Source organism: Proteus sp. ZN5 (genome assembly GCF_011046025.1).
In the GTDB taxonomy this organism is placed as follows: Bacteria; Pseudomonadota; Gammaproteobacteria; order Enterobacterales; family Enterobacteriaceae; genus Proteus.
The window spans coordinates 1002713-1025850 of sequence record NZ_CP047639.1 but is presented as its reverse complement, the minus strand read 5'-3'; the positions used below and the strand labels follow the sequence as shown (position 1 = coordinate 1025850).

Sequence of the window (23138 nt, the reverse complement as noted above, 5' to 3'; positions counted from 1 at the left end):
ATTATCTCAAGGAGTAAACGCTATGTTAGCCGTAGAATTGATTATCGTTCTGCTGGCCATTTTCCTCGGTGCGAGACTTGGGGGAATTGGTATCGGGTTTGCCGGTGGTTTAGGTGTTTTGGTTTTAGCTGCTATCGGTGTTAAACCTGGTTCAATCCCTTTTGATGTTATCTCCATCATTATGGCTGTTATTGCCGCAATCTCTGCGATGCAGGTTGCTGGTGGTTTGGATTACCTTGTTGGTCAAACTGAAAAACTGTTAAGACGTAATCCAAAATACATCACAATTCTTGCGCCAATTGTGACTTATTTCTTAACTCTATTTGCAGGTACAGGGAACATCTCTTTAGCAACACTGCCAGTTATCGCAGAAGTTGCAAAAGAACAAGGCATCAAACCTTGCCGTCCTTTATCAACAGGTGTTGTTGCCGCTCAAATCGGTATTACTGCATCTCCAATCTCTGCTGCAGTTGTTTACATGGCATCTGTCATGGAAAACCCAGCAATGGTTGGTGAAGGTAATACAGTAAGCTACATCACTCTGCTGTCTATCTTATTACCAGCGACTTTCCTTGCGATCATTCTGATGTCATTCATCGTGTCTTGGGTATTTAACTCAAAACTATCTGATGATGCTGTCTATCGTGAGCGTTTAGAACAAGGTCTGGTTGAATTACGTGGTAGCCAAGCACGTAGAGAAACATTACCAGGTGCTAAATCATCTGTAATGCTGTTCTTACTGGGTGTTATCTGTGTTGTTACTTATGCAATCATCAACAGCCCAAGCTTAGGTATTGTGAAAGAACCGTTAATGAACACCACTAACGCTATTCTTATCATCATGCTGAGTGTTGCAACCTTAATCACTGTTTTCTGTAAAGTTAAAACTGACACCATCCTAAACTCAAGTACCTTTAAAGCAGGTATGAGTGCATGTATTTGTATTCTGGGTGTTGCATGGTTAGGTGATACTTTCGTTTCAAGCAACATTGATTGGATCAAACTGACTGCGGGTGATTTAATCACTGGCCATCCTTGGTTATTAGCCGTTATCTTCTTCTTCTGTTCTGCACTGTTATATTCACAAGCAGCAACAGCAAAAGCATTAATGCCAATGGCTTTAGCTTTAGGTGTATCTCCATTAACTGCAATTGCTTCTTTCTCTGCGGTTTCTGGTCTGTTCATCCTGCCAACTTACCCAACACTGGTTGCGGCAGTTCAAATGGATGACACAGGTACAACCCGTATCGGTAAATTAGTCTTCAACCACCCATTCTTTATCCCAGGTACAATTGGTGTGGTATTAGCTGTCGGATTTGGTTTCCTCTTCGGCGGTATGATCCTGTAGTTTGAAGTAAAAAATTAAAACATTGCAAAAAAGCGCCTAGCGCTTACAAGAAATAAAAAAACAAGAAAATACCTCGTCGTAAGATGGGGTATTTTTATTTTACCCTCTCGCTCCTTGCTTTCATTTTTAGCTAAAGTCTGCTAATTATGATGTTCTCGCGACAACGTGATTTAAGGAGATTTCCGTGCAACGTGAAGCGTTATTAGACCACGTACTTATCCAGTTAGAGCAATATGGCTTAGCTGCAACCTTACCTGACCTTCTTCAAGATTCTGGTATCAATGAATCTGATCTTCATCCTTTCTGGCCTGATAGAGACGCATTGATTTTTGATTGTCTTCGCCACCACGGGCAGCAAATTGATATTTGGCAACGCCAAGTCATGCTAGATGAAGAGCTGACTATCGAACAAAAATTACTGGCTCGTTATGATCAACTGGCGATGCGTTTAGAGAAAAACCGTTTTCCCGGTTGTCTATTCGTAGCGGCTTGTAGCGCATATCCTGATGAACACTCTCAAATTCACCAGTTAAGCCAACGTCAAAAACAAAGCTCATTTGATTACTCTAGAACGCTACTACGCGAACTTGATATCGAAGATAGTGAGTTGGTTGCCAAACAGATGGAACTCATCTTAGAAGGCTGTTTAAGCCGTTTAATGGTGAATCATCACGCAGATGATATTATTACAGCTAAATTATTGGCAGAGGATATTCTTAAGATTGCTCAATGTCGTAAAAATGGTGCATTAAGTTAGTTTTGAGTGTTGGAAAACGAAAGAAATGCGTTATTTTTTTGCTTGTACTCAATTTCTATCTATTGAGTAGTAAAAAACAAATTTAATCATCAAAAAAAGAGAAAGCTTTCTCTTTGATCTACAAAAAAGTGAATATCTTTACTGATTGTTATTTAAGCATTTTTTACTAAAAAATTGCTTATGATGAAAATTTAAACTCGAATAGAATAAAAAGAAAGCAAACAAACTTATTTTTGCATTTTTTATTAAAAATACGTTGACGCATCACGCTGAATACGGTTTAATGCGCCTCGTTAGCCCGAATAGCTCAGTCGGTAGAGCAGGGGATTGAAAATCCCCGTGTCCTTGGTTCGATTCCGAGTTCGGGCACCATCTTTAGAAAAACCAGCCTTATGGCTGGTTTTTTGCTTTTATAGACTAAACTAATTGTTATTCTTACTAAACGCCGCTTTCCTTTTCTACCTACCTCATTTCTACCTATTAGAAAGTAGATCAAAATAGATACAACACTATTAATAATATGCTAATTCAAATATATGTGTCTCTATGAGGGCAAGGAAGATAGATTATGAAAAATGGAATTGAAGCATTGATACTAAAAAGTGGATTCACGCTAAAAGATATTTATAGAATAAAAAATTCTCAAAAAGATCAAGTAATAGTATTCAAACTGAAATATTCAATCTGGGAAATGTTTTTTTTAGACTAATCTTTCTATTTTTATTATCATATTCACACTATTCTTGGCTATTTATCTTAATTCAGCTAACACTCATGCTAGTTTAATAATGGCATTTCTCATTACTATAGCTATCCTTTGTTTATCTTCTGCAGCAATTTTAAGATATAAATCCTTTGTGTTTATAAAAAACAAAGGAAAACCACTCGCTTGTTAATGATTATAAACATTGTCAGTATTTATATAATAAAACAATTTCCAGACATCTTCACATAGAACTCCCATATAATTTATAACCAGAAAGCAATTCCCCCATAAACTAAACTTCTAAGTATTTTCTTATATCTTAATAATTCAAATATTCCTTCATACTCTTTTCTTACAAAACCTTTATAATTTGAATCATTATAAAAATAGAACGACTTCATCAGTATAGCCTCAAGGATCAACAAAAATGGAATTTCCCAAAGACCGGATCTATCATTCCTTTATCTGCATACTTGCCTTTATAGGTTATTTTTTCTCATCTTTTAGTCTATTACTGACTCCCTTTCCTGTTGCTCTATTTCAATCGCCTTATATCATCTCATTGATCAGCTTTTTTATTTACCTCCCCTACTGCTTGATTATTTGGTTTGCTTATCAAAAAAATATTAAATTAATGCCGTTAGGTCGCCTTCAATGGCGTACATTAAAAGCTCCTTTTTTAGCCTTAGTGGGATTATATTTCATTAGTCTATTTTTAGGCTCTGAAGATGATTCATGGGTTACAGAAATTGAATCTATTACAGGCTTTGCCTTCTTCTTGTTTGCTCTTTCTGTTATTTTTATCGCCCCCATTACCGAAGAAATCATTTTTAGAGGTTTTCTATTAAATGCAGGTATGTGGTATGGCAATGTAGGTAAATGGATTGCTATTATTCTCTCCTCACTCCTATTTGCAGCGATGCACACTCAATATGAGTCAATCACTACCTTTATCCTTATATTTGTTGTGGGTGTTGTGTTTTGCCAAATCAGAATAGGAACTCGTTCATTAATCGCGCCAATATTGTTACATGGAATACACAACACCATCAGTATCGTTTTTTTAATGTTATAGAGTTTTTATTTAATAAATTTCTATTTTTTATAACAAAACACTTAATCACTTAAAAAGAAATGATACTTAATAGGTGAAAATATTTTTATTATTTTTTAGAGAATGATCTGATTCTATACGCAATAATACCGAATATTATTTATAACTGTCTCAATAAGTTATATTAAATTCTATAAAAAATAAAATCGAAAAATAAATAGAGAATGTGATTATAACTACATGCTTTTTCAACGTATTAAAGTATGATAAGAGATATTAATATGACAATAACATTACTATTTTCTTAAATTAAGAGAACCTTTATGAATTTGTTTTTCCAAAATAGCCTAGCTTTTCCTAGCATCGTTTTTAGTGCATTACTTATTATTATCTCTTTTTATTGGCTCTGTGCTGCTTTTGGATTATTAGATATTGATTTATTTAATATTGATAGTGAATTAGATATCAATGTTGATGCAACAGGGCTTGCGGGCTGGTTAACAAAATTAGGATTAGCAGGTATTCCTGTCACCATTATTTTAACTTTCTTCACCCTTTTTGGCTGGTTTATCAGTTACTTTACTAATTATTGGATTATTAGTGCTATTGAAACAAGTTTTATTCGTTATTTAACGGGTTTTATTGCCTTTATCATTATTTCTTTTATTGCACTTAATCTTACTGCGGTATGTTTAAAACCGATCCGTAAAAAACTGATGTCACGTAATAAGCCTAAATCAGTACACCAATTGATAGGTAAATTAGCGTTAGTACGGTCAACCAATGTAACAGAAAACAAAGGTGAAGCGGTTTTAGAAGATGGGGGAGCAGGTTTAATTTTACAAATTAGAGCGCCTGAAACAGAAAATATTAAACGAGGGGATAATGTCATTATTATTAGTTATGACGCATCCACTCATAGTTATCAAGTCGTAACGGAAGATGAATTTCATCGCTAATATCCACATTGATGAAAGACAATTTAGTTAGCAGACAAACACTATTAAAAAATGACGGTATCGTCTGAACTTATGGAGAAAAAAGTATGGATTTGGCTTTCGTTATGCCTTTCTTAACTGTCGTTGGTTTCGCAATCCTAATTATTTTAGGGTTATTTGGATTATTTAAAGCTTTCTATATTAAGGTACCTCAAGGTACAGCCTTAATTGTCAACGACATGTCATCACAACCTAAAGTCCATTTTACGGGGGCATTAGTTTATCCCGTTATCTACAAAAAAGAGTTTATGCGTATTTCTCTTTTAACGTTAGAAGTGGATCGTCGTGGTAAAGATGGTCTGATTTGTCAGGATAACTTACGTGCAGATATCACGGTTGCTTTCTATCTACGTGTTAATGAAACCACCGAAGACGTACTAAAAGTCGCAAAAGCCATTGGTGTTGATAGAGCTTCCGATCATCAAGCTGTTAGTACCCTTTTTAGTGCTAAATTTTCTGAAGCATTAAAAACGGTAGGTAAACAGTTTGAATTATCAAAACTCTTTGAAGATCGCCAAAATTTCCGTGATCGCATTGTGGATGTCATTGGCAAAGATCTTAACGGTTATGCATTAGAAGACGTTGCTATCGACTATTTAGAACAAACACCAAAATCAGCGCTTGATCCTAACAATATTTTTGACTCTGAAGGTATCCGCAAAATAACGGAAATTACCGCCATTCATAATATTGAAACCAACCAAAAAGAGCGCGATCAAGAACTCGCTATTCAAAAGAAAAATGTTGAAACTCGCGAAGCAAGTTTAGCTTTAGAGCGCCAACAAGCAGATGCGGAAGCACGCCAAAAACGAGAAATCGACAATATTCGCGCTCGTGAAACATCAGAAACGCTACGCGTTCAAGAAGAAGAGCGTCTTAAGGCAGAACAAGCTCGTATTCAGACTCAACAAGAAATTGAGATCCGTGAAGAAAACCGTATGCGCGAAGTGGAAGTTGCACAACAAAATCGTACCCGCGCCATCACTATTGAACAAGAACGAGTTAATCGTGCGCGTGAGTTAGAAATTGTTGCTCGTGAACGTGAAGTTGAGTTGCAACGTATTGAGAAAGAAAAAGCGTTAGAAGAAGAACGTAAAAACATCTCAAATGTTATCCGTGAACGTGTTGCCGTAGAAAAAACCGTAGCTCAAGAAGAAGAACGCATTAAAGAAGTACGTGAAATCTCAGAAGCTGAACGTATGCGCCAAGTCACTGTGATTAATGCGCAAGCGGAAGCGGAAGAGTCTTTAGTTCGCCAAGTAAAAAGAGCTGAAGCAGATGAATCTAGTGCGAAACATAAAGCTGAAGAAATCAGTACCATGGCGAAAGCGGAGTTAGAAGCCTCTGTCAAACAAGCCGAAGCAAAAAAACGTTTAGCTGAAGGTATTGAAGCAGAGCATGCAGCATTAGGTCTTGCTGAAGCTCGTGTACGTCAAGCAACTGCGGAAGCTGAAGAGAAAGAAGGTTTAGTGCTTGCTACTGTCACCGCTGAAAAACTATTAGCAGAAGCACGAGGTATGAAAGAAAAAGGCTTAACTGAAGCACAAGTGATGGAAGCTAAAGCACAAGCCCAGCAACAACAAGGCCTTGCAGAAGCGAAAATCTTGGAAGAAAAATTAACCGCTCAAGCGCGTGGTGAAGAGCAACAAGCTAATGCGAAAGAAAAACTCGGTTTAGCGGATGCTAAGATCCTTGAAGAAAAACTCGCAGCTCAAGCACGCGGTGAAGGCCAATTAGGTTCAGCACAAGCCGAAGTTATTCGCCAACGCTTGAAAGCAGAAGCCGATGGTTTAACTGATAAATTTAAATCGATGGATCACCTTAGCGATACGGCTCGTTCGCATGAAGAGTTCCGCATGCGCCTTGAAAAACAATTTGAACAAGCAATGGCCTCTATTGAAGCCAACAAAGAAATTGCACGCGAACAAGCTGATGTATTGGCAGCCGCTCTAAGCAAAACCAATATTGAAATTGTGGGTGGTGATGGCAACTTCTTTAATACCTTCTCTAAAGCATTAAGTTTAGGTAAAGCTGTTGATGGTTTTATGGATAAAAGCAGTTTTGCCAAAGAGAACGTTGAAAAGCTGATTAACCGTACTCAACAAGATAAAAAACTCGATATCGCTTCTTTATTAAAAAATCCTGAAGTTCAAGATTTAATTAATGGATTTATGGCAACAAAAGGCGCCAGTCAGCTAATTAAAGATGTGACAACTAAATCAGACTCCTCTAAAGAAGAATAATTTCATTTAAAGGAGGTGAAAAGGCATAACGCTTATCTCTGTGTCTTTTCTTTTGTTTTTATCGTTTAAGCCAAGGAAATCCGTTATACCATGTCTGACATTCTGGATACGAATCGCGAGCAGGAAATACTCGATAGCGCCGTTGCACAAGGTGGTGCGTATGAAATTTTACGCAAACGCCTCACTGAACAAGGCCAACAACTTCATCAAAAAGCCACTGAGCTCAATCAGCATCGCTTAGATGAATTTGGTCAAAGCCAAATGGATATTATTGGCCGTATTCGTATTCGCACTGAAAATAACTGCCAAGCCAGAGATATTGTTCGTGTAGGTGAGTGGTTACTATTTGGTTATAACGTTTTCCTTGGATTAAAACGTGAAACACATCTTGAAGATGTTTTTTCACTTTATCGTTTAATTGAAAATGAGGGCGAGTTTGATGTTGAAGCCGTACCTTATGAAAATACGTTCTTAAACGACAATCGCTTTATTCAAGATTTTACTGAGCTCTATACTTACTATAAAAATACGCAACTATTACAGCTAGTTGAGCGTGACGGAAAGTTACTCGCCAGTTTCCAGATTGGTGCTCGTATTACTGATGTGCGTGTTTTTCGTTGGTCAATTTCAAGTGATAAGCAACATATTGAATATATTGATAATCGTGGTGAGCGAGATATCGCTCTTCCCCCTGCTTATGATTTTGAATGGACGAAAACCCAACGTGAAGATACGGTCAATGGTCGTTTTCCTCATATCAATATTCTTGATACCGTTTTTGTCGAAACAACCGGTGGCGACCTAACGGTCAAATGTGAAAATAATACGGAAGATGGTTTAGGTATTTATCGTGAAGCCGTATTAGATAAAAACCAATCTCTCGATGATGCACAAATTGAATATGCTCAAACAGGCAGTTTAATTCTGTTAAAAATCTTACCGTATCGAGAAGAAAATTGGCGTTATTTGGTCTACAACATTTTGGCACAAACCGTCCAACGCATTGATGCAATTGGACAAGCTTGTGTTCAACTACCTGAAGATCATGGCATTATTTTCCCTGGCGGTTATTACCTGCAAAATGGTGAATACAAAACCTTTGATCAACCGATGGAAGGTATGTATTTTCGCCGCCTACGCCGTTCGCCTAATGGTGAAGACGTGTTATATGTTTTCTACTCACCTTCACAAGGTCGCCTTGCGCTTTTCAATTACAATATGATTGAGCGCAAACTTGCTGTGCCTTTAGTTGGCCATGGCTATGCGATGCTCGAAGACGGGAAAATGGTGCTGTTTGAAGGTGAAGGCGAAGAAGCAACACGCGTTCATCCAATGCAAGTTTGGCAAACTCCCTTCTATTCTGAAGAATTTGCCGATAAACAGCCTCCTCGTAATGGTTTTTACGGCCGTATTGGTAATGCCGATTTAGTACGAGGGATCTCTGAAATATTACATGTCGCAAAAGAAATTGAAGGTAATCAAGTTTCTATTGCTCGTTATGAACAGCTTAGTTCACAACCTAAAAATTTATTAGATCTCTATTATTGGTTTAACGATGAGCACTGTTTAGGTATTGGAAAACTCCTCAAAGATATCGCTCAAACCAGCGAATTAGTGCTTGATGAATATGAAAAAGTAGAAAGTATTCGTCAGCAATCTGCGAAATCCATGCTTGAAGCCGTTAATCGCCAAAAATCACTACTCGCCCTAACACTGCCTGATAGCTGGACTGATATACAACAATTTGTTGATAGCTTAAATTCACTGAATACTCATCGTGGGCATCTGATTTCATTGCGTGAATTCCGTTATATGGATTTAACCAAGCTCAACGCGATGGAAACGGAAATTACGGAAACTCAGCAACGCGTTTCTCAAGCTACAGCGCTGTTTCTTGCCAGTGATAAAGCATTACAACCGTTTAAAACTCAGCTTGTTACCTTTGAAAATCTCATTGAAAAAGCGCAAAACAGCGCACAGCTAGATATCCCGATGAATGACATGGAAAAAATGTCCACTGATTTGGATATGCTTTCTAACTTAATGGCTTCTTTAACATTCCAAGATGTCACTCAACAAACCCATATTATTGATGCGATTTCACAAATCTATGCTCAACTAAACCAATCTCGCGCTCGACTACAACAAAAACGAAAATCACAAAGTAGTGTCGAAAGCGTGGCACAATTTGGCGCACAATTTCGTTTATTTAGCCAAGGGATCACCAATGCATTATCCCTTGCAACCGATCCTGAACGTTGTGACGATCAACTTTCTCGCTTATTGCTTCAATTAGAAGAACTTGAAAGCCAATTTAGTCATCATGATGAATTTCTTGATGATATTCTCGCTAAACGTGAAGAGTTAGTAGAAACTTTTGAGTCGCACAAACAAGTACTGCTTGATGATCGTCAACGTCGCTCACAAAGCCTGCTTACTGCAGCAAATCGCTTGCTGGAAAATCTGCAACGTCGTACTTCTCGTTTGCAATCACAAGATGAGTTAAATGCATTTTTTGCATCCGATCCACTCTCATTAAAAACACGGGAAATCATTGAAAAACTAAGAGAAATCAATGATAACGTCAAAGCTGATGATATTGATGCGCGTCTAAAATCCTCTCGTGATCAGGCTATTCGTATTCTGCGAGATAAAACTGATATTTTTGAAGACGGCGGCAATGTCATTAAATTAGGGCCTCGCCATCGTTTTAGTGTTAATACGCAAGAGCTTGATCTCACTATCTTACCTAAAGAAGATAAACTCTGGTTATATCTGACAGGAACAGATTACCAAGAGCCGATTGAAAATGCAGAGCTTGCCCAATTACAACCTTATTGGAATGCCTCGCTTGAGTCTGAATCAGACACTGTTTATCGCGCTGAATACCTTGCTTACTCCATTATTTATGCCGCAGCAAAACGTCAAGATGGCCTTGATTACGAAACGCTAAAAGAAGCACTCACTATTCCAGAAAAGCTGGAAAAGCTCGTGCGTGATTTTGCAACGCCACGTTATAAAGAAGGCTATGAAAAAGGGATCCACGATCACGATGCTATCGCTATATTGAAAAAGCTGCTCCCAATAGGTGAAAGTGCCGATCTTCTACGTTATAACCCCACTGCACGCGCAGTAGCCGCACTATTTTGGGAAACCAAACAAAATGAGCAATACCCTGCCCTGTGGCCTGAACGTGCAAGAACAGCACTGAATATTCAGCAATTATTCCATACAGATGACGCATTAACCGACCTGCAAGCTGAAATCGAAGCGGATATACGTCTATTCCTTCATGATAATCCGATTGAGTGCGAACACTATATTCCGATACAAGCCTCTGAATATTTAAGCTTTGCTTTGGCGAGAACACCCATTGAATTAGTTTATAGCAAATACGCTAAAGAGTTAGTGGTTGCGCTGCAAAGTCGATTAGAAGAAGCTCATATGTGGATGGACTTTAATCGTTCACAACAAAATTTAGGCACGCGATACGCACAGCGTTGGACACTGATCCAAAATTGGCTGCAAGGGTTATGCTCTCTACCTGATTACGCCGATCTTACGCCTTATATTCCGGGTGCTATCGCTATCATTATTTTAGATAAAGTCGCATCAGCGCGTTATAGCGAAGCCGATTTATACTTTACAGTAACAGGTTTATTAGGCTCTCACCCAACGATTGATAATCAAGCGTTATCACTCAGTTTAGATGATTATTTCAGTCGAATGCGTGGGCAGAGAAAGAACTTTATTCCTGCATTTCGACAGTACCTTACCTTGCGCCAGAAAATAGTCAGTGATGAACGAGAGCGCTTAAAACTGCATGAATTTAAAGCCAAACCGTTAAGCTCTTTTGTCCGTAACAAGCTGATTAATGATGTTTATTTACCGATTATTGGCGACAACATGGCAAAACAAATTGGTGCTTTAGGGGAAGGTAAGCGCACCGATTTAATGGGATTATTATTAATGATCTCCCCTCCGGGTTACGGTAAAACCACATTAATGGAATATGCAGCAGCACGTTTAGGTTTGATTTTTATGAAGATCAATGGTCCTGCATTAGGACATAACGTGCTATCACTCGATCCGGAGCAAGCGCCCAACGCAACAGCAAGACAAGAGCTTGAGAAGCTCAACTTAGCGCTAGAAATGGGTAATAACGTTATGCTGTATGTGGATGATATTCAGCATACTCACCCTGAATTCTTACAAAAATTTATCTCACTGTGTGATGGAACAAGACGTATTGAAGGGGTGTGGAAAGGAAAAACCAAAACCTATGATATGCGTGGCAAAAAATTCTGTGTCGTGATGGCAGGAAACCCTTATACCGAATCAGGCGAAGTCTTCCGTATTCCTGATATGCTGGCTAACCGTGCTGATATTTATAACTTAGGTGAAGTATTAGGTGGTATGGATGAAGCCTTTGCGCTGAGTTATATCGAAAACAGCCTAACATCGAATGCGGTATTGGCACCACTGGCTTTGCGTGATCTTAACGATCTCTATGTTTTAGTGGATAAAGCAATGGGGAAATCCGTTTCTACCAACACATTAAGTTACCCATATTCAGATGCTGAAATTAACGAAATTGTGATGGTACTTAAGCACTTAATTACTTTACGAAACGTTATCTTAAAAGTGAACCAACAATATATTGCCAGCGCAGCTCAATCTGATAAATATCGCACAGAGCCAGCATTCCGTTTACAAGGCAGTTACCGCAATATGAATAAGTTAAGTGAGAAAGTGTCTGCGGTAATGAATGATGAAGAAATTGAACGCTTGCTAGACGACCACTATCTTGGTGAAGCACAACTGCTAACAACTGGCGCTGAAGAGAACTTATTAAAACTCGCTGAATTACGTGGAAAATTAACTGAAAAAGACACCACTCGTTGGGCACAAATTAAGAAAGACTTTATGCGTAATAAAGCATTGGGTGGTGATAACGCTGATATTGGCGACCGCGTAGTATCACAGTTAGCCAATTTAGTGGAAAGTGTGCAAGGTCTACGTTAAAGATAAAAAAATAGTCGTGTTTAGCCCACTTATTTTAGTGGGCTAAATACTACATAAATAATGTTTTATAAATCGAGAAACCTATTTCACGTTCACGATATTGATTTTTTCACAACAAATGAAAGCGTGAACATCGTTAAGATTAAATATATTTACTATTAATAAATCATGATATCAAAGGAAGAATTGTTGTAATATATATTACGAATTCTATTAATAATTAAATTTATAGAAATTTAATTATATTTTATATAATTAATAACGCTACGATTAACAATAAATAACAACATTATTTAACAAATGATTATATCCAGTACATAAAATCCATATTAACTCACACTCTGAAAAGAATGAAATAAACGAGATATTAATAAGAATCACTCTTAATCTATTTATGAGATCTCTCTCTAAAGATAGGAAATTAACTTAGGATTAATATCATAGAAATGATAGCATCAAAAATGCTATAAATTAACTCTATAATTTACATGACTTTAGTTTAAATAAATTAAAAACTTTTAAATATATAGTCTTCAATTTATTAACAAGGAAGATAATAGATATCTTCATTAATAATTATTTAAGCGTACTATTCTAATTTTTAGATTAAAGTTATCGAAAAAATTATTCTATTTTTGTCTGGTTTAAGGCATTTTTATACCCGACAAGTAGCAACACAACAAAATACTTTCAATAAAAGTGGGCGTACTATGAAAAGCATGTTTACGACTCGGGAACTCCCTGACGTAGATCGGTTTTCCGTATTCAGGGATACAATAAAAGACCGCTTTTTATCGTCTTATGAATGCAATGAAATCGAATTGCCTCCTCATTCTCGATTTTATGCCAATATTGTCGAGCAGCAGGTGACAAATATGCGCTTTATTCAGCTAGAGTCTAACGGGCACTGGGCGAGTAGCCGTCCTTTAACTCATAAACTGAGCTTAGAAGAGCATTTTCAAATTGAGATCCAGCGTTCAGGAACCAGCCACCTTACTCAAGATGGAAGAACTGCATTTTTACGGCAAGGCGACTTTTGTATTTTTGATATGGCAAGACCCGTATCATGGTCTTTTGATAACGATTACTCATTATTTAAAATTTTGATCCCAAGAGAGAAATTGGCATCACGTTTAGGTAATACCCAAAATCTCACCGCAAGAGCGATACGTGGTAATAGTATTACCGGCTCTCTCGTTTATAGCTTTGTGATGCGCTATATTCCGTTCCTAGATTCAATGCCACCACAACACGCTCAACAACTTGCTGATATTTTATTGAATTTAATTACCTCTGCGTTTAGCGAATTCAGTATTGCAACACCACCGCAAAGCTTAGGAAGATCAACGCTATTTTATTTTGCTCAGCACTATCTTGAGCAACATCTTTCTGATCCTGATCTCAGCGTAAATGAATGTGCAAATGCGTGTGGGATCTCCGTGCGCTATTTACAGATGTTATTTAAAGAACAAAATACCTCTGTACTTCGTTGGATCTACCAAAAACGTCTTGAGAATTATAAAACGGCTTTAGTGAATCCTCTCTTGGCAGAGAAAAATATTACACAGTTAGCCTATGAATGTGGATTTAGCGATATTTCTAATTTAAGTCGAAAATTTAAATCTGAATTTTTTATGACACCTTCCGAATATCGGAAAATACACTCATTAAGATAAATAAACTAATTACCTCCCCCCTCTAGTTTACATTTTGGAGGTTATTCTAAAGGGGGGGGATAAAAGTTATCACATCAGCCGTAACGAAACTCAATGCCTAATGTGCCACACGGATACTCCCATTTTTTTAAAATCGTATCGCCACATAAAACACGGCAAGTACCACACTCTAAACATCCTGCATAATCAAAAAGATATTGTCCTTTTTCATCTTTTTTATATAACCCTGCAGGGCAAGCTTTCATTAAGATTTCAAATTGTGCAGGATCGATATCATCCTTTAAAACGATATGTGGATTTTCTTCATCCACATTAAATTTATTGACGCCTAATTTAACGTCTACGTTTACTTGACTCATAAAGAACGTACCCCCTTAAATCCATCTTTAATTAAGTTCATCACACCGACTTTCTTAACTTGAGACAGTATTTTCTTACGAACAGGTTTTTCTGGGCCATTAATCACGAATAAATCATGCATGACATTGGCAGCCATTTGCGGGTAATCCGTAAAGAATCTTGTATTATCAAGGAAAGAAGGTAAGTCTTTGTATAACTTCATATCTTTCATGACGAAACTGTCATTTAATAAAGATTGGTAGCAACTTAATTCTTTTTGGTTATAGCTGTTTTGCTCTTTCGCCATTAATACTGCTTTTGCAGCTGCTTCACCAGAGGCAATTGCTAGATCCATCCCTCTTACGGTATAGCCAACGTTAAGGCAAAATCCAGCAGCATCTCCCGCAACTAATACGCCATCTTTGACTAATTCAGATACCATATTCATGCCACCTTCGGGCACCATATGCGCTGAATATTCTAATAACTTGCCGTCTTTGATAAGTGGTGCAACAACAGGATGTTGTTTAAAATCTTCTAATAATTGAGGAACCGTTTTTTCGAATTTATCGACATTATGTAGCCCTAAAACAAGGCCTAAAGAAACAGTGTTTTTATTGGTATATAAGAATCCGCCACCTAAATATCCGCCTGATGGTGCGCCAGCAAAAAGCCAAGCTAAGCCTTCATCATTAGTACAACCAAATCGGTCTTCCATTTGTTGTGGCGTGAATTCCAATAACTCTTTAACCCCTACCGCTACGGTATGAGGATTAACTTTTTGTGTCATACCTAACTGTTTTGCTAATAATGAGTTAACACCATCAGCAAGAATAACAACGTGGGCTTCAATTTCATCATCACCCGCTTTTACACCACATACCTTGCCATCTTTTACCAACACTTCATCGACACGAACACCTGTGATCACTTGTGCGCCAGCGTCTTCAGCTTTTTCCATTAACCATTGGTCAAATGAAGAACGCAATACAGTATAAGAGCGCGCGGCTTCCTCTTCTTGCTGAGTGTGTTGATAATCTAAAGTGACTCCATCAGTTTCCGTTAGCATGGAAATTTTTTCGCGTGTCACAAGCCGTTCAACAGGGGCTTCTTGGGCAAAATTGGGAATGATCTTTTCAAGACTATGTGCGTATAAACGCCCACCTGTCATATTTTTACTGCCAGCGAAATTACCTCGCTCTACGACTAAAACATCACACCCTGCTTGTGCTAATACATAGGCAGCAGTACCACCAGCAAGTCCACCACCCACAATAATGGCGTCAAAAATATCGTCTGACATACTTTTCTATCCTTTTATTATGTGCGGTCGCTTAGCAAATTATCACTAAGCGACCTACGGTGATTAGCCGCCAAGCTTCGCGGTTAATGCAGGTAACACTTTGTAGAGGTCGCCAACAATACCGTAATCCACCATATTGAAAATTGGGGCATTCTTATCTTTGTTGATACCAACAATGATTTTCGCTCTATCCACACCAACCATATGTTGGATTTGCCCTGAAATGCCGACAGCAACATAAACATCTGCACCTAAAGTCACGCCTGAAACACCAATGTAGCGATCGTGTTCCATCCAGCCTTCACCTTCAGCGATTGGACGAGAACAACCCACTTCACCTTGAAGGGCTCTCGCTAATGCTGACGCTAATGCAATATCATCTGCCTTAGCAAAACCACGTCCAACACCAACAACACAATGTGCTTTACCTAAATCAACGGTACTGCCTTGTTTTGGCTTACGTGCTAACACTTTTAATGTATGTGCAGAGGCGATAAAGGCACTTTGCACAACAGGTGAATTGGGTGCGTCGTTGATGGCTTCCACATCAAGTGCACTGCCCACAGTGGCAATCGCATAAGGTGAGCGAATTTCTGCTTTAGCATGTGCTAAACCACCATAAACTTGGTGTGTTGCAATCACGGTATTGTTTTCAATAGCAAGACTTAATGCATCACTGACAACACCAGCTTTTAACGTCACGCCAAGGCGAGCTGCAATCGCTTTTGCACGTTTTGATGAAGCAAGGAGAACCAGTGCATTCGCACCCGCTTCTTTAATAATGGCGGCAAAAGAGGCGGCATAATCTTCAGCAATTACACCTTCTTGTGGTGCGAAACAATAAACACAGTCAGCGCCTAAATTGACACATTCACGCGTACTTTCATCATCACCAATAAACAGCACATTAACCTTTTCACCAAGACCACGAGCAAATGCAATCAGCTTTGCTAAATCATCCGCTTTTTCGGCATAAACAAAGGTAGTAGGTAGTAAACTAGCCATTTTTAATCTCCTTATTGATTAACCGCTTGGCGTAAATGTTCAGCAAAAGTGGCAATATTTTCATCTGAATCACCTTCTAAAATAATGCCAAGGCGATCAGTCTGTTCTGGTGCGCATACTTGTGTTTGCACAACAGTCAGAGCAGAAATATCAACACCGATATCGCCCAAACCCAGTTTTTCAACAGGCTTTTTATTCGCTGCTAAAATGGCTTTCATTGAAGGGAGTTTTGGGGTGTTAATACTTGAAGTGACACACACAACGGCAGGTAATGTCAGCTCTAGTTCTTCCGTGATATTTTCTAAGTCACGTTCAACAATGATTTTGTCACCTTCAACGGTGATTTTGTTTACTGCGTTGACACAAGGTAAACCTAAATATTCACCTACCGCTAAACCTGTTTGTTGAGCGTATAAGTCACCAGAACCTTCACCGAAAACTAATAAGTCAAAACCAACTTTTTGTGCCGCTTGCGCAATAATATTGGCAGTATCCGTTGAATAAAGAGCGCTACATGCATCATCAGCAACCAGTGTTAATGCATCAGGACCACGCGATAAAATATCTTTTTTGATCTTCGCGTTTTCAACCATTGCACTTGTACCCACACTTAATGCGGTTACGGTGCTATCACCAAGGGTAGAGGCAATTTCTACTGCGGTTTCAACAGCATTCAAGTCATACAAACTAATTTTTAAACCCGCATTATCGGTTGCGAGTGTACGATCAGGCCGTGTTGTGATGTCTTGTTCGTCATGAACAACCTTACAGCAGGCAATAAGTTTCATAATTCACATTCTCCGTTTTGCACAATGCAACAAATTAATAAGCTCAAATCTCATTACGCTAAAATATGTTTAGCGATAACCATGCGTTGCACTTCACTTGTGCCTTCAAAAATTTCGGTGAGTTTTGCTTCACGCATCAGACGTTCAACAGGATAGGATTTGGTGTAACCCATACCACCATGTAATTGGACGGCTTTTTGAGTCACATAAGTGGCAGCTTCTGCTGCATAAAGTTTGGCTTGAGCAGATTCACGGGTATAAGGAAGACCTGCCATTTTGGCAGCAGCAGCGCGATAAACCAGCATACGTGCACAATCAACACGGGTTGCCATATCCACTAATACCCATTGAATACCTTGATTAGCAGCAATTGGTTTACCAAATTGAATACGCTCTTTGGTGTAAGCAATCGTGGCATCTAATGCACTTTGCGCGATCCCTAATGCAAGCGCAGAACAACTTAAACGCCCACCATCTAAGGTTTCCATCGCGATATTAAAGCCTTTACCTTCTTCGCCTAACATGGCGCTGGCTGAAACAACGCAATCACTAAAACTCACAGAGCAAGTTTCAGAACCGTTCATCCCCATTTTGTCTTCAGGTAAACCGATGCTGATACCCGGGTTGTCACGCTCAACTAAGAATGCAGTGATCCCTTTAACGCCTTTGCTTTTATCTGTCATAGCAAACACGATAAAGAACGCACCTTGAGGTGCTGCGGTGATCCACAATTTAGAGCCATTAATTACATAGTTATCGCCTTGGCGAACAGCGGTTGTTTCTTGAGCCGCAGCATCACAACCCGCGCTTGGTTCAGACAAACAGAAGCACCCTAATTTTTCGCCAGACACTACGCCCGGTAAAATGCGTGCTTTAGTCTCTTCATCAGCATATTTTTGAATAATTGGGCCAGTTAAAGAGCATTGTGAACCCATGATCATCGCGTGAGAGGCACTGACTTTTGCCATCTCTTCTGTTGCTAATACATAGCTAATTGCATCCGCTTCTGTACCACCATAAGCTTCATCAATATTGAAACCAAAGAGTCCTAATTCAGCCATCGGGGCGATGCTTTCACTTGGAAAACGATGCTCTTTATCAATTGCACCCGCAATTGGTTTAATATCGTTTTCAACAAACTCTCTGACCATATCGCGGATCAGGACTTGTTCTTCTGTTAGCTGAAAATCCATGTTTATTTTCCTCTGAGAATATTTATGGTTATCTCTATGGCGTGCGATTTCACGTTTGTCGTCTTATCGCACGCATTAATGGGTTAACGTTATTTCTACATCGTCGCTATAGATGCAGGTAAAAAGGTGTACAGCAGCAACATAAACATCATGGCTAGCAGTGGGATAGCGAGGGTTAATGTACCCACAGGACCGTATCCCTCTTTATGGCTGACACCACAGACGCTAAAGACAGTAATAATCAATCCGTTAAATGGAGGTGTTGTACTCATAGATGCCATTGTGGCTACACGGTGTAAGGAACCTTGATCAACCACCGTTGCAGGGAACATTGCAGCAATCATTGGCATAGCAATACTTAACGCGCCCGAGCCTGAACCACTGATAAATACCAAGGCACCGACTGAAATTGCAGTCACAACAAGTGGATTAAGACCCGATTGAGCAATCGCCTGGAATGATTCTTTAAACGCAGGTAAGGTCATGACTAACGCACCAAACCCAACAATTACCGCCGTGTTAAAGAGGGAGGTCACCCCTTCCATCGTTCCTGCGGCTAAATTAGGGACGAGTTTTTTCCAATCGAGGTAGCGTAAGTACACAATCAAGGCGGCAATAATCGCGCAGAACAATGCAATAGCCGGATCCCATTTCAGGATATTCAGCACGACAAGCAGGATCAGCATAGGGAGTAATGCGACAAGCACATTAGGTAGTTGACGATCTTTCTTACCTTCCTCTGCTTTTGCTGTTTTTTCGTCTTCAACCCAGCCTTCACCTTTTGCTTTTACACGCTTAAATAACCATGTGAGATAAATAATGACTAAGGTGACTTGGAACAGTGCAGTCAACATACCCGGTACTAAACCAGCAGTAGCCGAAGTACCTAAGAATTTCATTGGGATAAGGTTTTGGATCTGAGGGGAGCCCGGCATTATCATCACAAACGTACCCGCACCTGCAAAATAGACAGCTGGAATAAGTCTGCGAGGAAGATTCGCTTTACGGAATAAACTCACCATCATTGAATAAACGGTAAACAGTGCAACAAACACTGAAACACCGCCGTAGGCTAAAATGGCACAAGCCGCAACTAATGAAGGAATAACGGCTCTTTCACCAAATTTACCAATAATAAAAGAGGCAACACTATCAGCAGCGCCACTGATAGCGGTTAATTTGCCAAAAATCGCACCGAGTACGAAAATGAAGAAGAAGCTACCAAAATAACCACCTAATCCGCCGGTATACACTTGTAATAGTGCATCGACAGGATTAAGCATATCTGGTGATACAAGCCATGCAGTCACAGCAAGAAACAGGCTGGTGGTAAAGACAGAAATGAAAATATGTATACCTTTCATACACATAATCATTAATATCGCTAGCCCGATGATTAAACAAATAATACCCATGATTGCCCCACTTATATGTGTTAGGGTTCAATTGACCTGCGCACATTACGCAGGTCTTTTGTGACTATTGATTAACGTTGTTAAGCAGAAAGCACATCTGCAAAAGTTTGCAGTGCCGTTCTCGCCTGTTCATATGTTTTAGTTTGCTGATCAATTTCGATAATGATGGAAGGAATGCCTTCTCTATCGAGGAATTTCTTCACAATAGGGGCATCAAATTCTTCTGGATCACAGAACTTCGTCAGTAAATAGACGACACCATCAGCGCCTGTGTTTTTCACCATATCGGCAATTAAACGACCGCGTTTTTTCTCTGGATCATACAAAAGTGAACACCCTTCAAGCTGAGCGATTTGCTCTGCCATCGCTTCATAAGGTGCGTTATTTTCTGGGATATCTTGGCGGAACTGACGAGACTCATGTGCGACTTCATCTGCCACAATAGCCATCTTGTTATCAGCCAAAATTTGTAGAATTGAAGGGCTATCCGCAATAATGCCTGTCACAACAATCTTGTGCCCTTTCCAAGGTTCTGGAGACAAGGTTTTACATTGTGCAACAATGGCTTCAACGGCTTTGGTATGTTCAACCACATCCATAAAATAACCACTTTTGATCACGGTATTACGGCGTTGTGGTGTGACTAAATTTGGATGAAGTGCAGCGATATCTGAAAAATCACGTAATGCGCGGCGGCGCTGATTAAACAGGTGAATAGCATTTTTCAGTGCATCATCTGTTACTGTTTGACCGGAAATTTCCCCTAATTGCAGTGCAATTTTTTTGTATTGTTCAGTTAAGAATGCAATACCTGCTGGTGTTTTACGATTTTGTGGATGCACCAGTTGGATAAAAGGCACTTGTGGCACACCGGCTTTCCAGTTTTGCCCTAAGCATTTTAAGGTGTCACACAAAGAAGGAATTATGGCTGCTGATAGTTTATTCAGCGCACCATCTAACCCCATTTCAAGAGAAGAAAGCGCTAACGCACAATAGAAAGGAGGAAAATATTTCTTCGCTTCGGAGATCTCACGTCCTTCTGCACCCCAAATACCAAAAGGCACCATACCTGCCGCATAGACAATTTCATTCGGGGTATATTCAGGAAAACAACCAATAACCTTTTTGCCACTGCGAATAAAACCCTCTAATTGAGCAACAGGGTTATCCACCACGGCTTGTAACTCATCAAACAACTCCGTTAATGTTTTCATTAGATGTCTCCCTTTTTCATTTCTGCTTTATTAGCAGCCATAATTTCAGTCAATGCTTCAACACGGGTGACATACTGCGCTTCAGAGAAAACACGAGGATCAGCTTGGTCGCCATCAAAAGTCACTGTTGGGATCTTAAGTTCATGACGAATACGGCGCTCAATTTCAGGCATAATGCCACTCCAGAGCTTACAACTGCGGTTAACGTGAATAATCGCGCCGTCCACTTTATTCTGACGACTAACGTCAATACGCATATCTGCCGCACGCTCAACAGAGACACAGTTAGGAACGTATGAATAAGCGCGCATCATCTCGTCGCTGTTTTGATAAATCACACCAAATGCGGTGGCATAAACAGTAGCGGTAACGTTGATACCCTGCTCTTTTAACGGAGTCGATGTGGCACGTAAGTAAGGCCAGCAAGCTATACCTTCAAAGAGAACACGGTATTTCTCTTCTCCACGATAAGTCGATTTTTTCTCTTTGATGTTTTGTTCCATCTCTTCACACAGTTGCTCAAAAGCCAGTGCAGCTTCTAATTTACCGCGAGCACAAACCGCGACAGCCATGTGATTAAAGAGATCAAAACCATTCATTGGAGATGGTTCATATTGGCAATATTCTGCCGCTTTTAACCATGCGCGCCCTGTACGTTGTGAGATCTCACAAACTTCTTTGAATTTCTCTTCGGAGAAGACTTTGCCAGTAACTTTTTCGAGTTGTTTAATCGCATCATCAAATTGAGCTTGAACGTATTTCACCGTGACATCATCGGTGTCATAGTCATTTTTATAAGGAATATCGATAAGGATCATCGGGATATTCAGCTCATAAGAGATATTTTCATACCATTTGATCATGCAGTTACAGATGTTGTTACAGCACAGCAAGAAGTCTGGCTGTGGCATATCCATCTCTTCACACTGTTTAATATCCATGTAAGAGAGGCTGATGCGAGCATAAGCACAGATGTCGTTGGAATACCCCATGCTTTCTGCGTGTTCACACATTTTTAAACCCGCACCTTTCGCTGCAATTGCAGCGGCTTGGTTTTCAGGGTAAACCACACATAAACCTAATGTTTCAGCGATTTCTTGAGGGAAGTTAGAGGCACACCACCCTATTTTTTCACCGCTGTTTTTCGCATCCCACGCACGCTGATAAGCATCAGCAGCGATTTTTTGCAGTCGTTTTTTCGCAGGAATATAATCCGGCGCATTCATATCTACATTGCTCATTTTGATGTTCCTATTGTTAACGCATCGTCTTCCAGTTGATGGCGGTACGCTTCAAAGGCATAAATGGCGGCACCTATCGCCCCGTTGTATTGTGATAATGGAGAGGTGGCGATAGAGGCGTTCAACTCTTCGCTAACATAACGAACAACTTCAAAATTACTGGCAACACCGCCTGTCATAACAACAGGAGCTTCAACACCAACCCGTTTTGCCAGACCAGCAATACGGCTAGCTACAGAGCGGTGAATACCATTAATCACGTCAGGTATTGTTTCGTTATTTGCGAGATGGGAGATAACTTCCGATTCAGAGAACACGGTACAGGTTGAGCTAATCGTGACTTTTTTAGTGGACTTAGCGCCCTCTTGAGCGAGATCTGAAATTTTGGTTTCTAATACTCGCGACATCACATCGAGAAAGCGTCCTGTACCAGCAGCGCACTTATCATTCATCACAAAGTTTAATAAACGGCCAGCACCATCCATATGAAGTGCCTTAACGTCTTGACCGCCAATATCAATCACCGTTTTCACGCCCGGAAAAAGAAAGTGTGCACCTTTCGCATGACAGCTCAGTTCGCTCACTTCTTTATTGGCTTCTTTCAGAGAATTACGGCCATATCCTGTTGCGCAGATCCAGCTGATCTGACTGAGATCGCCACCAAATTGGCGCAAGACTTCATTGATCGCTTTTTCAGGGCCAGATGTCCCAGCACCGACAGATGCCAATGACTTCGCGACAATAGCGTCACCATTTTTCATGATGATGCATTTTGATGCAGACGATCCGATATCAACGCCCATTGTGAAAATGTCTTGTTGCATGCCTTTGCT

At 39.6% G+C, this 23138-nt stretch carries 17 protein-coding genes and 1 tRNA gene; 9 read left to right on the top strand and 9 right to left on the bottom strand.

Annotated elements, in window-relative coordinates; all coding sequences use genetic code 11:
• The first annotated feature begins 22 nt into the window (after positions 1-22).
• The 9 genes from GTK47_RS04685 to GTK47_RS04645 all read left to right on the top strand — a co-directional run bounded on the left by GTK47_RS04685 (position 23) and on the right by GTK47_RS04645 (position 13807).
• Positions 23-1348, top strand: coding sequence for an anaerobic C4-dicarboxylate transporter (locus GTK47_RS04685; RefSeq protein ID WP_088494533.1), 1326 nt, complete (start codon positions 23-25; stop codon positions 1346-1348).
• A 184-nt stretch (positions 1349-1532) separates the two neighbouring features.
• Entirely contained in the window at positions 1533-2105 is a 573-nt protein-coding gene (locus GTK47_RS04680; protein WP_165122309.1) for a transcriptional regulator, read from the top strand.
• Positions 2106-2401: 296 nt separating this feature from the next.
• A tRNA-Phe gene (locus GTK47_RS04675) sits at positions 2402-2477 on the top strand.
• A 196-nt stretch (positions 2478-2673) separates the two neighbouring features.
• Positions 2674-2814, top strand: coding sequence for a hypothetical protein (locus GTK47_RS04670; protein ID WP_165122308.1), 141 nt, complete (start codon positions 2674-2676; stop codon positions 2812-2814).
• Between the two features lie 424 nt (positions 2815-3238).
• The gene (locus GTK47_RS04665; RefSeq protein WP_165122307.1) at positions 3239-3886 is read left to right on the top strand and encodes a type II CAAX endopeptidase family protein; all 648 of its coding nucleotides are present in this window, start codon (positions 3239-3241) and stop codon (positions 3884-3886) included.
• A 302-nt stretch (positions 3887-4188) separates the two neighbouring features.
• Positions 4189-4824 (top strand): OB-fold-containig protein, encoded by a 636-nt coding sequence (locus GTK47_RS04660; RefSeq protein ID WP_165122306.1) that lies wholly within the window; start codon positions 4189-4191, stop codon positions 4822-4824.
• Between the two features lie 86 nt (positions 4825-4910).
• Positions 4911-7106 carry a hypothetical protein gene (locus tag GTK47_RS04655; RefSeq protein WP_165122305.1) on the top strand — a complete coding sequence of 732 codons (2196 nt, stop codon included), beginning with the start codon at positions 4911-4913 and terminating at the stop codon, positions 7104-7106.
• A gap of 90 nt (positions 7107-7196) precedes the next feature.
• Complete coding sequence (locus GTK47_RS04650) at positions 7197-12131, top strand: DNA repair ATPase (RefSeq protein WP_165122304.1); 4935 nt, start codon at positions 7197-7199, stop codon at positions 12129-12131.
• A 710-nt stretch (positions 12132-12841) separates the two neighbouring features.
• Entirely contained in the window at positions 12842-13807 is a 966-nt protein-coding gene (locus GTK47_RS04645) for a helix-turn-helix domain-containing protein (protein ID WP_165122303.1), read from the top strand.
• Positions 13808-13881: 74 nt separating this feature from the next.
• Here the strand turns inward: GTK47_RS04645 and GTK47_RS04640 are convergent, their stop codons facing one another.
• The 9 genes from GTK47_RS04640 to GTK47_RS04600 all read right to left on the bottom strand — a co-directional run bounded on the left by GTK47_RS04640 (position 13882) and on the right by GTK47_RS04600 (position 23129).
• Positions 13882-14166, bottom strand: a complete 285-nt coding sequence (locus GTK47_RS04640) for a ferredoxin family protein (RefSeq protein ID WP_075673872.1) — start codon at positions 14164-14166, stop codon at positions 13882-13884.
• Positions 14163-15449 (bottom strand): FAD-dependent oxidoreductase, encoded by a 1287-nt coding sequence (locus GTK47_RS04635; RefSeq protein WP_109402384.1) that lies wholly within the window; start codon positions 15447-15449, stop codon positions 14163-14165. Before GTK47_RS04635 ends, GTK47_RS04640 begins: the two co-directional genes overlap by 4 nt.
• Positions 15450-15512: 63 nt before the next feature.
• Complete coding sequence (locus GTK47_RS04630) at positions 15513-16454, bottom strand: FAD-binding protein (RefSeq protein WP_165122302.1); 942 nt, start codon at positions 16452-16454, stop codon at positions 15513-15515.
• An 11-nt stretch (positions 16455-16465) separates the two neighbouring features.
• Positions 16466-17242, bottom strand: coding sequence for a putative electron transfer flavoprotein FixA (gene fixA, locus GTK47_RS04625; protein ID WP_165122301.1), 777 nt, complete (start codon positions 17240-17242; stop codon positions 16466-16468).
• A gap of 53 nt (positions 17243-17295) precedes the next feature.
• The gene (locus tag GTK47_RS04620) at positions 17296-18435 is read right to left on the bottom strand and encodes an acyl-CoA dehydrogenase family protein (RefSeq protein ID WP_165122300.1); all 1140 of its coding nucleotides are present in this window, start codon (positions 18433-18435) and stop codon (positions 17296-17298) included.
• Between the two features lie 95 nt (positions 18436-18530).
• The gene (locus GTK47_RS04615) at positions 18531-19850 is read right to left on the bottom strand and encodes a GntP family permease (RefSeq protein WP_072069069.1); all 1320 of its coding nucleotides are present in this window, start codon (positions 19848-19850) and stop codon (positions 18531-18533) included.
• Positions 19851-19930: 80 nt separating this feature from the next.
• Positions 19931-21064, bottom strand: a complete 1134-nt coding sequence (locus tag GTK47_RS04610; protein ID WP_165122299.1) for a 2-hydroxyacyl-CoA dehydratase family protein — start codon at positions 21062-21064, stop codon at positions 19931-19933.
• On the bottom strand, positions 21064-22305 hold the full coding sequence (locus GTK47_RS04605) for a 2-hydroxyacyl-CoA dehydratase family protein (RefSeq protein ID WP_109394952.1): 1242 nt from the start codon (positions 22303-22305) through the stop codon (positions 21064-21066). Before GTK47_RS04605 ends, GTK47_RS04610 begins: the two co-directional genes overlap by 1 nt.
• Positions 22302-23129, bottom strand: a complete 828-nt coding sequence (locus GTK47_RS04600) for an acyl-CoA dehydratase activase (RefSeq protein ID WP_023582974.1) — start codon at positions 23127-23129, stop codon at positions 22302-22304. Before GTK47_RS04600 ends, GTK47_RS04605 begins: the two co-directional genes overlap by 4 nt.
• Positions 23130-23138: the final 9 nt, after the last annotated feature.

What these genes read in the sequence shown, in the direction of transcription:
- fixA (WP_165122301.1), bottom strand. Translation starts at nt 17,242, where the DNA reads ATGAAACTTATTGCCTGCTGTAAGGTTGTTCATGACGAACAAGACATC.
- GTK47_RS04600 (WP_023582974.1), bottom strand. Translation starts at nt 23,129, where the DNA reads ATGCAACAAGACATTTTCACAATGGGCGTTGATATCGGATCGTCTGCA.
- GTK47_RS04670 (WP_165122308.1), top strand. Translation starts at nt 2,674, where the DNA reads ATGAAAAATGGAATTGAAGCATTGATACTAAAAAGTGGATTCACGCTA.
- GTK47_RS04645 (WP_165122303.1), top strand. Translation starts at nt 12,842, where the DNA reads ATGAAAAGCATGTTTACGACTCGGGAACTCCCTGACGTAGATCGGTTT.
- GTK47_RS04615 (WP_072069069.1), bottom strand. Translation starts at nt 19,850, where the DNA reads ATGGGTATTATTTGTTTAATCATCGGGCTAGCGATATTAATGATTATG.
- GTK47_RS04605 (WP_109394952.1), bottom strand. Translation starts at nt 22,305, where the DNA reads ATGAGCAATGTAGATATGAATGCGCCGGATTATATTCCTGCGAAAAAA.
- GTK47_RS04665 (WP_165122307.1), top strand. Translation starts at nt 3,239, where the DNA reads ATGGAATTTCCCAAAGACCGGATCTATCATTCCTTTATCTGCATACTT.
- GTK47_RS04620 (WP_165122300.1), bottom strand. Translation starts at nt 18,435, where the DNA reads ATGGATTTTCAGCTAACAGAAGAACAAGTCCTGATCCGCGATATGGTC.
- GTK47_RS04630 (WP_165122302.1), bottom strand. Translation starts at nt 16,454, where the DNA reads ATGGCTAGTTTACTACCTACTACCTTTGTTTATGCCGAAAAAGCGGAT.
- GTK47_RS04655 (WP_165122305.1), top strand. Translation starts at nt 4,911, where the DNA reads ATGGATTTGGCTTTCGTTATGCCTTTCTTAACTGTCGTTGGTTTCGCA.
- GTK47_RS04650 (WP_165122304.1), top strand. Translation starts at nt 7,197, where the DNA reads ATGTCTGACATTCTGGATACGAATCGCGAGCAGGAAATACTCGATAGC.
- GTK47_RS04685 (WP_088494533.1), top strand. Translation starts at nt 23, where the DNA reads ATGTTAGCCGTAGAATTGATTATCGTTCTGCTGGCCATTTTCCTCGGT.
- GTK47_RS04610 (WP_165122299.1), bottom strand. Translation starts at nt 21,064, where the DNA reads ATGAAAACATTAACGGAGTTGTTTGATGAGTTACAAGCCGTGGTGGAT.
- GTK47_RS04640 (WP_075673872.1), bottom strand. Translation starts at nt 14,166, where the DNA reads ATGAGTCAAGTAAACGTAGACGTTAAATTAGGCGTCAATAAATTTAAT.
- GTK47_RS04660 (WP_165122306.1), top strand. Translation starts at nt 4,189, where the DNA reads ATGAATTTGTTTTTCCAAAATAGCCTAGCTTTTCCTAGCATCGTTTTT.
- GTK47_RS04635 (WP_109402384.1), bottom strand. Translation starts at nt 15,449, where the DNA reads ATGTCAGACGATATTTTTGACGCCATTATTGTGGGTGGTGGACTTGCT.